The following is a 13,009-nucleotide window of genomic DNA, read 5'->3' on the forward strand; positions in this document are numbered from 1 at the left end:
GCGTCTTACGCGGCCGCCAGCTTCGCCGCCGAGTCGGCGTCGACGCAGGCCTGGATGACCGCGTCGAGGTCGCCGTCCAGGACCTGGTCCAGGTTGTACGCCTTGAAGCCGACGCGGTGGTCCGAGATGCGGTTCTCCGGGAAGTTGTAGGTGCGGATCTTCTCGGAGCGGTCCACGGTGCGGACCTGGCTGCGGCGGGCGTCGGCGGCCTCCCGCTCGGCCTCCTCCTGCGCCATGGCGAGCAGCCTGGAGCGCAGGATACGCAGCGCCTGCTCCTTGTTCTGCAGCTGGCTCTTCTCGTTCTGGCAGGAGGCGACGACCCCGGTCGGGATGTGCGTGATGCGCACCGCGGAGTCGGTGGTGTTGACCGACTGGCCGCCCGGGCCGGAGGACCGGTAGACGTCGATGCGGAGGTCGTTCGGGTTGATCTCCACGTCCACCTCCTCGGCCTCCGGGGTGACGAGGACACCGGCGGCGGAGGTGTGGATACGGCCCTGCGACTCGGTCGCCGGCACGCGCTGCACGCGGTGCACGCCACCCTCGTACTTCAGCCGCGCCCACACGCCCTGCCCGGGCTCGAGCTGGCCGCGGGCCTTCACCGCGACCTGGACGTCCTTGTAGCCGCCCAGCTCGGACTCGGTGGCGTCGATGATCTCGGTCTTCCAGCCGACGCGCTCGGCGTAGCGCAGGTACATGCGCAGCAGGTCGCCCGCGAACAGCGCCGACTCGTCGCCGCCCGCGCCTGCCTTGATCTCCAGAATGACGTCCTTGTCGTCACTCGGGTCGCGCGGGATCAGCAGGAAGCGGAGCTTCTCGGTGAGCTCCTCGCGCTGCTTCTCCAGGTCCTTGACCTCGGCGGCGAAGTCGGGGTCGTCGGCCGCGAGCTCGCGCGCGGTCTCGATGTCGTCGCCGGTCTGCTTCCAGGAGCGGTACGTGGCGACGATCGGGGTCAGCTCGGCATAGCGCTTGTTCAGCTTGCGCGCGTTCGCCTGGTCGGCGTGGACCGACGGGTCGGCGAGCTTCTTCTCCAGATCGGCGTGCTCGGCGACGAGTTCCTCGACGGCCTCGAACATCTTGGGCTCCTGTACTGCGGTGAAAGGGAAGGGCGGGCGACCAAAAACGCCGGTCCCGGGCACACCCCCACAAGGGCGTGACCGTGGACCGGCGAAATGGGGCTCGCTACTTCTTGGAGCCTGCGGCAGCCTTGCCGAAGCGGGCCTCGAAGCGGGCCACACGGCCACCGGTGTCGAGGATCTTCTGCTTGCCCGTGTAGAACGGGTGGCACTCGGAGCAGACCTCGGCCCGGATGGTGCCGGACTCGATGGTGCTACGGGTGGTGAACGACGCGCCACAGGTGCAGCTGACCTGCGTCTCGACGTACGCGGGGTGGATGTCGCGCTTCAAGGTGTCTCCTAGGTTTCGGGAGGGCGCCGGGTCGCCGCCGCGGGATGCGGGAGCGTGAACCGGAGCCGACGTACCAGTCTGCCAGGACTGGGGCCATCCCCCAAAACCGGGGGCCACTGTTCTTTATTCCGTGGGGGGTGCCGGGCCCCGCGCCCCCAGGGGGTTGCCCCTAGCCGGTCACCACGCCTCTGGCTTCTCCTGTGGCCGTGCCCGCCGTCGCGCTCCTCGGGATGGGCCGGTCGTTCTTCAGGGCGTCCCAGACCAGCTGGGCCTTCTGCTTCTCCATGAGGACCCGGTTGGGGTTGGACGGGTCGTACCGGACCGGCATGGTGATCATGGACATGTTCTTGGCGCCGATGCCCTTGAGGCCGTCCGCGAAGTCGATGAGGGAGTTGACCGAGCCCAGGTCGGAGTCGGTGGTGACGGTCTTGGTGGCGGTGTCGGCGAGGTCGTAGAGCTTCTTCGGGTTGCTGAAGACGCCGACGTGCTCGACCTGGCCGATGAGTGCCTTGACGAAGGCCTGCTGGAGCTGGATGCGGCCGAGGTCGGAGCCGTCGCCGACGCCGTGCCGGGTGCGGACCAGGCCGAGGGCCTGGCGGCCGTTCAGTGTGTGGGTGCCGGCCTGGAGGCTCAGGTGGCTCTGCGGGTCGTCGATGTTCTTCGTCGTGGTGACGGGGACGCCGCCGAGGTCGTCGATGAGCTTCTGGAAGCCGGCGAAGTCGACCTCCAGGTAGTGGTCCATGCGGATGCCGGTGAGGGACTCGACGGTCTTCACCGCACAGGCCGCGCCACCGGTGCCGTACGCCTCGTTGAACATCACGCCGGACGCGGCCGGGTGCGTGGTTCCCTTGGTGTCGGTGCAGGCCGGGCGGTCGATCAGGGTGTCGCGGGGGACGGAGACCACGGCGGCCCTCTTGTGGCCCTCGTAGACGTGGACGATCATGGCCGTGTCGGAGCGGGCGCTGCCGTCGTCGGTGCCGCCGCCGAGCTCCTTGTTGGCGCCGGAGCGGGTGTCCGAGCCGAGGACCAGGATGTTCTCCGAGCCGTTGTCGATCTTCGAGGGCCGGTCGTTGCCGAGAGCCTGGTCGATGTCGACGCTTCGGATGTTGCCGTTGAGCTTGAAGTAGAGGTATCCCGCGCCCGCACCGCCCAGCACGACCACACCGGCGGCCGCCCAGGCCCCGACGCGCAGGGCCTTACGGCTGCCGCTGCGGGCCTTGCGGCGGCGGCCCCTGCCACCACGACGGGGGCCGGTCTCACCCGGCGTGGTTATGCCGGGCTCCGGCGTGCTCTCGGCGGTCACATCGCTCCTAGCTCTCGTCGGTCGGTTACCCCCTGCTTTCAGGGTCAGGCGCGGTCGGTACCGCTCCATCGTCGCCCCGTAAGGGCAGACGGAGAAACTCGGGCAAGGGTTGCACAACGCACCGCACCCATCGCGTACGGCGATGGACACGGTGCGTCATCGGGTTACCGTCGGTGAGCCTCGCTCACCTCGGGTTTCAGCCCCGGATGCCGTACGCCTCGAAACCGGTGCCGACGGAGATCCTTGTGGCGAAGATCTCGCGCTCCGGCGGGCGATCAGACCGGTCCTGCCGTCGCCGGGGGCCGGTGCCGCCGATGCGCGGGAGGCGGCGCCCAGGTACGTCCGCACCTTGCTGAACACGCTGTAGGCGCCCTTGGCGACGTAGTTCTGCACGCAGGCGGCGGTGGTGCCGGTGTCGCTGCCGCAGGCGCCGGAGCAGGGGCTGTCGGACTGGATCGGCAGGGTCGCCGTCCGCAGCGTCTGCGGGATGTCGTCGCTGGTGGAGCGGGTGCGGCCCCAGCCGTAGACCTTGGCGCTCGTGCCGGCCGCGCAGGACGCCGTGCCGGTCGACGCCGTTGTCGATGGTCGTCGCGTTGTGCGACGGCGCCGTCTGCGTGCCCGTTCGAGAAGGGAGGGGCACCTGGTGCGCTGCCGTGCCTGTCAGCGCCAAAGGGCCGCCCCCCGTCACTTTCTGACGGGGGGCGGCCCTCTTGCTCACCCGGTGTCTGCCGACTAGTCGCCGTTCCCGGGCGTCGGCGTCGTCTTCTGAATCTGCATCAGGAACTCGACGTTCGACTTGGTCTGCTTCATCTTGTCGAGCAGCAGCTCGATGGCCTGCTGCTGGTCGAGCGCGTGCAGCACACGCCGCAGCTTCCAGACGATGCCCAGCTCCTCGGCCCCGAGCAGGATCTCTTCCTTACGGGTACCGGAGGCGTCCACGTCCACGGCCGGGAAGATCCGCTTGTCCGCGAGCTTGCGGTCGAGCTTCAGCTCCATGTTGCCCGTGCCCTTGAACTCCTCGAAGATCACCTCGTCCATGCGGGACCCGGTGTCCACCAGGGCGGTGGCGAGGATGGTCAGCGAACCGCCGTCCTCGATGTTGCGCGCCGCACCGAAGAACCGCTTCGGCGGGTACAGCGCGGTCGAGTCCACACCACCGGACAGGATGCGGCCGGAGGCGGGCGCGGCCAGGTTGTACGCACGGCCCAGACGCGTGATGGAGTCCAGCAGGACGACGACGTCGTGGCCCAGCTCCACCAGCCGCTTGGCGCGCTCGATGGCGAGCTCGGCGACCGTGGTGTGGTCCTCGGCGGGGCGGTCGAAGGTCGAGGAGATGACCTCGCCCTTGACCGACCGCTGCATGTCGGTGACCTCTTCCGGACGCTCGTCGACGAGGACGACCATCAGGTGGCACTCGGGGTTGTTGTGCGTGATCGCGTTGGCGATCGCCTGCATGATCATGGTCTTACCGGTCTTCGGCGGGGCCACGATCAGACCACGCTGGCCCTTACCGATCGGCGAGACCAGGTCGATGATGCGGGTGGTGAGCACGCCCGGGTCCGTCTCCAGGCGAAGGCGGTCCTGCGGGTAGAGCGGCGTCAGCTTGTTGAACTCCGGGCGGCCACGGCCGTGTTCGGGCGCCATGCCGTTGACGGAGTCGAGGCGGACCAGCGCGTTGAACTTCTCGCGGCGCTCGCCCTCCTTCGGCTGGCGGACGGCACCGGTGACGTGGTCACCCTTGCGCAGGCCGTTCTTGCGGACCTGGGCGAGGGAGACGTACACGTCGTTCGGACCCGGAAGGTAGCCGGAGGTCCGGATGAAGGCGTAGTTGTCGAGGATGTCCAGGATGCCCGCGACGGGGATCAGGACGTCGTCCTCGGCGAGCTGCGGCTCGGCGATCTCGTCGCGGCCACGACGGCCACGGCGGTCGCGGTAACGGCCGCGACGGCCCCGGCGGCCGCCCTCGAAGTCGTCGTCGTCCTGCTGACGGTCCTGGCGGCCGCCCTGCTGCTGGCCCTGCGGCTGACGCTGCTGGCCGCCCTGCTGGTCGTCGCCCTTGCCGCGGCGGTCGCCGCGGTCACGGTCGCGGTCGCGGTCACGGCCGCGCTCACGGCGGTCGCGGCGGCCACGGCCCTCGCCGTCACCGGCGTCGCCCCTGGCGGCCTCGCCCTGCGGCTGCTGGGCGGGCGTCTCGGCCTTGGGCTCCGCCTTGGCCTCGGCGGCGACGGTCTCGGCGCTGCTCTGGGCGGGGGTGCCGGCCTCGGCGGTGGCGCGGCGGCGACGGCGCTCGGTCGGCGCCTCGTCGGCGGCCGGCTGGCCGGGGATCTCGATCTGCTGCTGGGCCACGGCCTTCTCGGCGGGGGCCTCGGTCCGGGCCTCCGCCTTCTTCGCCGTGCTCTCGCCGCTCTCGGCGGACTCGCCGGTGCGGGCCTTGGAGGTGGCACGGCGCTTCGGCTTGGTCTCGGCGGTCTCGGCCTTGGGGGCGGCGCCCCCTGCGGCCTGCGCCTCCTTGATGACCTCGATCAGCTGGCTCTTGCGCATCCGCGCGGTGCCCCTGATGCCGAGGCCCGAGGCGACCTGCTGCAGCTCGGCCAGCACCATGCCCTCGAGGCCGGTACCGCGGCGCCGCCGGGAGCCGGCACCGGTGGCAGGCGCGGAGGCGTCCGTGGCGGGCGCGGCAGCGGTCTCCTCGACACGTGCGCCCATCAGATCGGTGGTGTCGCTCACGAAGGGTCCTTCCCTGGAGCGGACGTCGGCCTGTCTGGCTCGGCGACCGGTTGTGCTGTCCGGCTACGGTTCTGGCTTTTCCGTGAACCGTGCCGGGGCGGTGGTCCGCCAAAGCGGCGGAGGAAATGTGCGGTGACGGCGCTTCCGCGAGTCGTGGCACCCAGTGTCACGCGGCGTGGTAGCACCTGTTCCGGAGCGTGCCCAGTGGCCTGCTCAATGCCCGCATACGACGTACTGCCCAGGTACGGCGTACGGAACACGGAGTGGCGTGGGAGGCTCCCGGAAGAATGTCTGTCCCGGACTGGGACACGAGGCACCTCGCCATGGTGGGGTCGGGTGCAGACTTGAGGTTAACACTACCGGATCCAACAAACATTCCCCCTCTCCAAATCCGGCAACCGTGTGTCAGGTCGCAAGCGGCAGCACGCTCGCTCCCTGGACATCGAGGTCCAGCCGGTTCGCGGCCCAGCCCGCACCCGCGAGGTGGGCCACCTTGTCGGCGCTCTCGGCGTCGGCCAGGGCCATGACGGTGGGTCCGGCGCCCGAGATGACGGCCGGGATGCCGTCGGCGCGCAGCCGCTCCACCAGCGCGGCGCTCTCCGGCATCGCCGGGGCGCGGTACTCCTGGTGGAGGCGGTCCTCGGTGGCGGGCAGCAGCAGCTCGGGGCGCCGGGTGAGGGCCTCGACGAGCAGGGCGGCACGGCCCGCGTTGGCGGCGGCGTCGACGTGCGGCACGGAGCGCGGGAGCAGGCCGCGCGCGGTCTCCGTGAGGACCGGCTTTCCGGGCACGAAAACCACCGGAACGATGGAATCGCTGGGCTCCAGCCTGATCGCCCGGGCGGCGCCGGACTCCATCCAGGCGATCGTGAACCCGCCGAGCAGGCACGGGGCCACGTTGTCCGGGTGGCCCTCGATCTCGGTGGCCAGCGCCAGCAGGGCCGTGTCGTCCAGGCGGGCCTCGCCGCCTATGGTCACCGCGCGGGCGGCGACGATGCCGGCGCAGATGGCGGCGGAGGAGGAGCCGAGGCCGCGGCCGTGCGGGATGCGGTTGGCGCAGACGATCTCCAGGCCGCGGGGCTGTCCGCCCAGCAGATCGAAGGCGGTGCGCAGGGAGCGGACGAGAAGGTGAGACTCGTCACGCGGAAGGGTCTCGCTGCCCTCCCCCGCGATGTCGATGTGCAGCCCGGAGTCGGCCACCCGGACGACCACGTCGTCGTAGAGCCCCAGCGCGAGGCCGAGGGCGTCGAAGCCCGGGCCGAGATTGGCGCTGGTGGCGGGAACGCGCACCCGGACGGCGGCGGCGCGGAACGCTGGACCGGCCATCGCTCGTTGACTCTCCTTGAGCTGCGTGGACTGTCGAAGACATTCGATGACGTACGGGGAGACCCTCGGACCGCGCAGACGGCGTGGCGCTGCCCCGATGCACAGCCCTGGGACGGGCATATGCAACGGGCGGGTTCGGTACAGCCTATCGAAGGAAGGTTCTGTGGCGACATAGGGCGCACAGGAGGCGCACGATGCGTGTCGTAAGCCCCCTGTGCACCCTGTCAGGAAAAACCCGGGTTGCCGGATCCTCAGCCGAGGCCGAGTCGCTCGGCGGCGGCGGCCGCGTCGACCGGGACGGTGACCGGCTGCGGGGCGCCGGCGACGGCCCAGTCGGGGTCCTTCAGGCCGTTGCCGGTGACCGTGCACACGATCTTCTGGCCCGGGTCGACCCTGCCCTGCTCGGCGGCCTTCAGCAGACCGGCCACGGAGGCGGCGGAGGCGGGCTCCACGAAGACGCCCTCCTGCGCGGCCAACAGGCGGTAGGCGCGCAGGATTTCACGGTCCGTCACCTCGTCGATGGCGCCGCCCGACTCGTCCCGCGCCTGCAGCGCGTACTGCCAGGAGGCCGGGTTGCCGATGCGGATGGCGGTGGCGATGGTCGACGGGTCCTTGACCACCTCACCGCGCACGATCGGCGCACTGCCGGAGGCCTGGAAGCCCCACATGCGCGGGGTCTTCGTGGCGATCCCGTCGGCGGCGTACTCCTTGTAGCCCTTCCAGTAGGCGGTGATGTTGCCCGCGTTGCCGACCGGGAGGACGTGGATGTCGGGGGCGTCGCCGAGCATGTCCACGATCTCGAACGAAGCCGTCTTCTGGCCCTCGATACGCACCGGGTTGACCGAATTGACCAGTGCCACCGGGTAGTTCTCGCTCAGCGAGCGGGCGAGCGCGAGGCAGTCGTCGAAGTTGCCGTCGACCTGGAGGATCTTCGCGCCGTGCACGAGGGCCTGGCCCATCTTGCCGAGCGCGATCTTGCCCTGCGGCACGAGCACGGCCGAAACCATGCCGGCCCGCACGGCGTACGCGGCGGCCGAGGCGGAGGTGTTGCCGGTGGAGGCGCAGATGACGGCCTTCGCCCCCTCCTCCTTGGCCTTGGAGATGGCCATGGTCATGCCCCGGTCCTTGAAGGAGCCGGTGGGGTTGGCGCCCTCCACCTTCAGGTGGACCTCGCAGCCCGTGCTCTCGGAGAGCACCTGCGCGGGCACGAGGGGCGTGCCGCCCTCGCGGAGCGTCACGACCGGCGTGGTGTCGGATACCGGCAGCCGGTCCCGGTACTCCTCGATGATTCCGCGCCACTGGTGGGTCATTGCTGGTTACTCTCCTTCAACCCGCATGATGCTGGCGACACCCCGCACGGTGTCGAGCTTGCGCAGCGCCTCGACGGTCCCGTTCAGGGCGGCGTCGGACGCGCGGTGGGTGACGACGACGAGGGAGGCCTCGCCGTCCTTGCCCTGCTGGCGCACCGTATCGATCGACACCCCGTGCTCGGCGAACACGGTCGCGACCTGGGCGAGAACACCCGGTTTGTCCGCGACGTCGAGGCTGATGTGGTAGCGCGTGACGACCTCGCCCATGGGCGAGACGGGCAGGGCGGCATACGCCGACTCACCGGGCCCCGTTGCGCCGTTGAGCCGGTTGCGGCAGACGGCGACGAGGTCGCCGAGCACGGCGGAGGCGGTTGGGGAACCGCCGGCGCCGGGGCCGTAGAACATGAGCTGACCGGCCGCGTCGGACTCCACGAAGACGGCGTTGTACGCGCCGCGCACGGAGGCGAGCGGGTGGGTCAGCGGAATCATGGCGGGGTGCACGCGCGCGGTGACCGACGCACCGTCCTTCGAGCGCTCGCAGATGGCGAGCAGCTTGATGGTGCAGCCCATCTCCTTCGCCGAGCGGAAGTCGGCGGCGGTGACCTCGGTCATGCCCTCGCGGTAGACGTCGTCGAGGCGCACGCGCGTGTGGAAGGCGATCCCGGCGAGGATGGCGGCCTTGGCGGCGGCGTCGAAGCCCTCGACGTCGGCGGTCGGGTCGGCCTCCGCGTACCCGAGGGCGGTGGCCTCGTCGAGGGCCTCCTGGTAGCCCGCCCCCGTGGAGTCCATCTTGTCGAGGATGAAGTTGGTCGTGCCGTTGACGATGCCCATCACCCGGTTGATCTTGTCGCCGGCGAGGGACTCGCGCAGCGGGCGGATCAGCGGGATGGCGCCGGCCACGGCGGCCTCGTAGTAGAGGTCCCGGTCGTGCTCCTCGGCGGCGGCGTGCAGCGCGGCCCCGTCCTGGGCGAGCAGGGCCTTGTTGGCTGAGACGACGGAGGCGCCGTGCTCGAAGGCGGTGGTGATGAGGGTCCGGGCGGGCTCGATCCCCCCGATGACCTCCACCACCACATCGATGTCCCCCCGTTTGACGAGGGCGGTGGCGTCGGTGGTGACGAGGCTCGGGTCGATGCCCTCACGCACCTTGGAGGGCCGTCGTACGGCGACGCCGGCGAGCTCCACCGGGGCGCCGATCCTCTGGGCGAGGTCGTCGGCGTGCGTCGTCATGATGCGCGCCACCTCTGAGCCGACAACTCCACAGCCCAGCAGCGCCACCTTCAGCGGACGCGTACGCATCATCCGACCTCGTTTCCTCATACCGTCTACGGTTGGACCAGTCTCACTCACCGGACGGGAGTTTCTACCCTTCGTCCGGATTCTGAGACATGTATTTCATTGATACGGCCCGGGAAGACCGGAGATCTTCCCGGGCCCTTCGCCGGGACTGGCCGACGTCCCCTTCGCCGGGACTAGCCGACGTCGAGACGCAGGAGGTCCTCCTCCGTCTCGCGCCGGACGATCACGCGGGCCTCGCCGTCCTTCACCGCGACGACGGGCGGCCGCAGGACGTGGTTGTAGTTGCTGGCCATGGACCGGCAGTACGCACCGGTGGCCGGTACGGCGATGAGGTCACCCGGCGCCAGGTCGGCCGGCAGGAACGCGTCCTTGACCACGATGTCCCCGCTCTCGCAGTGCTTGCCGACCACGCGGGCGAGCATGGGCTCGGCGCTGGAGGTCCGGGACACGAGGGCGACGCTGTACTCGGCGTCGTACAGGGCGGTGCGGATGTTGTCGGACATACCGCCGTCGACGGACACGTACGTGCGCAGCCCGTCGAGGGGCTTGACGGTGCCGACCTCGTACAGGGTGAAGGCGGTCGGCCCGACGATGGCGCGCCCGGGCTCGACGGAGATCCTCGGGGTGCGCAGCTTCGCGGCCTCGCACTCGCGCGTGACGATCTCGGTGAGCGCCTTGGCGATCTCATGCGGCTCGCGGGGGTCGTCGTCGCTGGTGTAGGCGATCCCGAGCCCGCCCCCCAGGTCGATCTCGGGCAGCTCGATCCCGTGCTCGTCACGGATGTCCTTCAGCAGCCCGACCACGCGGTGGGCGGCGACCTCGAAGCCGGACATGTCGAAGATCTGCGACCCGATGTGGGAGTGGATCCCGATCAGCTCGAGCCCGTCGAGCTGCAGCGCCCGCCGCACGGCCTCCGCGGCCTGCCCCCCGGCCAGCGGAATCCCGAACTTCTGGTCCTCATGGGCGGTGGCGATGAACTCGTGCGTATGAGCCTCCACGCCGACGGTGATCCGAATCTGGACCTTCTGCCGCCTCCCCAGGGACTGCGCGATGTGGGCGACGCGCACGATCTCCTGGAAGGAGTCGAGCACGATCCGCCCGACCCCGGCCTCGATGGCGCGGCGGATCTCGTCCTGGGACTTGTTGTTGCCGTGGAAGGCGATGCGCTCGGCCGGCATGCCGGCGGACAGGGCGGTGGCCAGCTCGCCCCCGGAGCACACGTCGAGGTTGAGCCCCTCCTCATGGAGCCAGCGCACGACGGCACGGGACAGGAACGCCTTCCCGGCGTAGAACACGTCGGCGTCGGCCCCGAAGGCGGTACGCCACGCACGCGCGCGTGCCCGGAAGTCGGCCTCGTCGAGGATGTAGGCCGGAGTGCCGTGCTCCTCGGCGAGGGTCTTCACATCGACGCCGCCGACGGTGACTACCCCGTCGGCGTTGCGCCCGACGGTCTGCGCCCACACCTTGTGGTCGAGGACGTTGAGATCGGCGGGCGGCGCGTAGTAGTGGCCCTCGGGCAGGACGTCGGCGTGACGGGGCCCGGCAGGGTGGGCGGAACGGCTCATGGCGGTGACTCTCAGACTCTCTGTCTCTCTCCGGGCATCTCTCGCGAGCGGCCTCAGAGGTGTTCGGGTGCGTCGATGCCGAGCAGGGACAGGCCGCCGGCCAGCACCGTCCCGGCGGCTTCGGCGAGGGCGAGCCGGGCACGGTGGGCGGCCGAGGGTTTCTCCTCGCCGCAGGGCAGCACACAGGGCAGGAAGGGCAGCACGGCATCGGCGACGGTGACGAGATGCCGGGCAAGCCGGTCCGGGGCACGGTGGGTGGCGGCCGCGGCGAGGATACGAGGGTGGTCGGCGAGGGGGGTGAGGAGGTCGCGCAGGGCGCCGGTGGGGGTGGCGCGGTGGGGCGTGACGCCAGGGCGGGTGGGGGCGGGGGCCCCGCCGGTGGTGGCGACAGGGGTGGTGGCGAGAGGGGCGGTGCGGGGGGTGTGGGCGTGGCGGGCGTCGAGGAGGCCGGCGGGTGGGGTGATGTGCAGCGGGCCGGGGTCGAGCGGGCCGACGAGCCGGATGTCGAGCGGGCCGGGGGCGAGCGGGCCGGTGAGGGGCAGGCCGGGGTCGACCGGGCCGGCGTTCAGGGTGCCGGCGTCCAGGGGGCCGGCGTCGGCGGACGGGCCGGTTCCGGCGGGCGGGTCGGCGTCGGCGGACCGCCCGCCGTCGAGCGGGCCGGGCTCGGCGGCGAAGCCCAGGCGGGCGGCGTTGCGGCTGAGGGACCGGATGCGGGCGTGGGCGTACCGCACCCGGAACAGCGGATTGCTCTCCCGCTGGACCAGATGATCGGCGGTGATCCGGGGCCGGTCGTGCGAGGCGGGGTGGAGCAGGGCCCACTGGGAGGCGTCGTGGCCCAGCGGCGCGGGATCCTCCGGCGCGGGCACCGGCCGCAGATTGGCGGGCTCACCGTGCTCGACGGTGGCCCGCCCGCCCTGCGTGGCCACGATCCGTACGACGGCGTCCGCGACGACCTCGGCCCGCACCTCGTACGGCACCCTCAGGTCGACGACCTGCCCGGCGAGGGCGTCACCGTGCCCGTACGCGGCACCGCGGGCGCGGATCTCCCGGACGAGCCCGGTGACGAGGTCGGCCTGCGGGTCGAGGCTGATGTTGAGAAACCCGGGCCCGGTCACGACGACATCCCGGATGCCCTCGGCACCGGCGAGCCGGGGCCGCAGAATCTCGGCGACCCGCCGCGGGGGCTGCCCGGCCGGCCGGGCGAGCTGCAGCGCGACATTGGTGGCGAAGTCCCCACACCCCCCGGGCCCCGGCTCGGTCACCACGACCCGCTCGGGCACCGGCACGCTCAGCTCCCCGTCGTCGACAGCACAGCGCACCGCCTGCAGCACGGTGCGGGACAACTCGACGGGGGTCACGGGACAAGAGTAGGGGAGGAAGGGGAGGGGTAGGCGAGGCGGTTCTCACTGTGGGACGGCCCGCTGACCGACCCCGGACTCCCGCCCGGTCCCGGCGGACCGCCTAACCACCGGACGGAATCCCACCCGGCAGGCCATCGGAAACCCCGTCGGCGAGGCCCCCGTCCGCCCCACCGCCACCGTCCTCATCCTCATCCCCGTCGCCGCTCCCACCCCCGCCACGGTGTCCCCCATGGCCTCCCTGGTGCTCCCCTTGCCCGCCGGCGCCCTCGATCAGCTGCTTGACGAGCCGTACGAGTTCGGCGGGCTCGAAGGGCTTGGCGAGGAAGGCGTCGACGCCGACGTCGAGACCGGTGTCGACCTCGTACTGCGTGCAGGCGCTGACGATGGCGAGGGGCAGATGGTGCGTACGGGGGTCGGCGCGGAGCCGGGCTGCGGTGCGCAGGCCGTCCAGCCGGGGCATGACGACGTCGAGCGTCACGACATCGGGCCGCACCTGATGAACCACATCCAGACACTCGGCACCATCGGCCGCGGTCACGACCTCGAGCCCTTCCAGCTCGAGATTGACCCTGATCAACTGCCGGATGACCTTGTTGTCGTCCACAACAAGCACCCGACCCGAGGCGCCTGGCACAAGTCGAGAGTAGGTCCGGACCGGCCACCGCGTCCGGGTTTTCCCCACTTCCACCCCGTACAGGGGGCCCGTCCACCTCACCCGGT

At 71.1% G+C, this 13,009-nt stretch carries 10 protein-coding genes and 1 pseudogene; all 11 read right to left on the reverse strand.

The features are described 5' to 3' along the window. Positions 1-5: 5 nt before the first annotated feature. Positions 6-1,073 carry a peptide chain release factor 1 gene (gene prfA / locus FB563_RS07490; protein WP_055704218.1) on the reverse strand — a complete coding sequence of 356 codons (1,068 nt, stop codon included), beginning with the start codon at positions 1,071-1,073 and terminating at the stop codon, positions 6-8. A gap of 106 nt (positions 1,074-1,179) precedes the next feature. Further along, on the reverse strand, positions 1,180-1,404 hold the full coding sequence (rpmE, locus tag FB563_RS07495; RefSeq protein ID WP_014675000.1) for a 50S ribosomal protein L31: 225 nt from the start codon (positions 1,402-1,404) through the stop codon (positions 1,180-1,182). A gap of 169 nt (positions 1,405-1,573) precedes the next feature. After that, positions 1,574-2,707: an LCP family protein gene (locus tag FB563_RS07500; protein ID WP_055704219.1), complete on the reverse strand. Its 1,134-nt coding sequence runs from the start codon at positions 2,705-2,707 to the stop codon at positions 1,574-1,576. 156 nt (positions 2,708-2,863) lie between these two features. Next, a pseudogene (locus FB563_RS45435) lies at positions 2,864-3,241 on the reverse strand (hypothetical protein); the annotation flags it as partial. Positions 3,242-3,439: 198 nt separating this feature from the next. After that, positions 3,440-5,434: a transcription termination factor Rho gene (rho, locus tag FB563_RS07510; RefSeq protein ID WP_055704220.1), complete on the reverse strand. Its 1,995-nt coding sequence runs from the start codon at positions 5,432-5,434 to the stop codon at positions 3,440-3,442. 405 nt (positions 5,435-5,839) lie between these two features. After that, positions 5,840-6,757, reverse strand: a complete 918-nt coding sequence (gene thrB / locus FB563_RS07515; protein WP_055704221.1) for a homoserine kinase — start codon at positions 6,755-6,757, stop codon at positions 5,840-5,842. Positions 6,758-7,008: 251 nt separating this feature from the next. After that, positions 7,009-8,067 (reverse strand): threonine synthase, encoded by a 1,059-nt coding sequence (gene thrC / locus FB563_RS07520; protein ID WP_055704222.1) that lies wholly within the window; start codon positions 8,065-8,067, stop codon positions 7,009-7,011. Between the two features lie 6 nt (positions 8,068-8,073). Further along, positions 8,074-9,363, reverse strand: coding sequence for a homoserine dehydrogenase (locus FB563_RS07525; RefSeq protein WP_055704224.1), 1,290 nt, complete (start codon positions 9,361-9,363; stop codon positions 8,074-8,076). A 173-nt stretch (positions 9,364-9,536) separates the two neighbouring features. Continuing rightward, positions 9,537-10,928 (reverse strand): diaminopimelate decarboxylase, encoded by a 1,392-nt coding sequence (gene lysA / locus FB563_RS07530; RefSeq protein WP_142218544.1) that lies wholly within the window; start codon positions 10,926-10,928, stop codon positions 9,537-9,539. A gap of 53 nt (positions 10,929-10,981) precedes the next feature. Next, complete coding sequence (gene nrtL, locus FB563_RS07535; RefSeq protein WP_142218545.1) at positions 10,982-12,286, reverse strand: ArgS-related anticodon-binding protein NrtL; 1,305 nt, start codon at positions 12,284-12,286, stop codon at positions 10,982-10,984. A gap of 103 nt (positions 12,287-12,389) precedes the next feature. Further along, positions 12,390-12,971 carry a response regulator gene (locus tag FB563_RS07540; protein ID WP_244329043.1) on the reverse strand — a complete coding sequence of 194 codons (582 nt, stop codon included), beginning with the start codon at positions 12,969-12,971 and terminating at the stop codon, positions 12,390-12,392. Positions 12,972-13,009 lie beyond the last annotated feature (38 nt).

Source organism: Streptomyces puniciscabiei, assembly GCF_006715785.1.
Classification (GTDB): domain Bacteria; phylum Actinomycetota; class Actinomycetes; order Streptomycetales; family Streptomycetaceae; genus Streptomyces; species Streptomyces puniciscabiei.

Coding starts and splice junctions, on each gene's coding strand:
- prfA (WP_055704218.1), bottom strand. CDS start 1,073: ATGTTCGAGGCCGTCGAGGAACTCGTCGCCGAGCACGCCGATCTGGAG.
- thrB (WP_055704221.1), bottom strand. CDS start 6,757: ATGGCCGGTCCAGCGTTCCGCGCCGCCGCCGTCCGGGTGCGCGTTCCC.
- thrC (WP_055704222.1), bottom strand. CDS start 8,067: ATGACCCACCAGTGGCGCGGAATCATCGAGGAGTACCGGGACCGGCTG.
- FB563_RS07525 (WP_055704224.1), bottom strand. CDS start 9,363: ATGCGTACGCGTCCGCTGAAGGTGGCGCTGCTGGGCTGTGGAGTTGTC.
- lysA (WP_142218544.1), bottom strand. CDS start 10,928: ATGAGCCGTTCCGCCCACCCTGCCGGGCCCCGTCACGCCGACGTCCTG.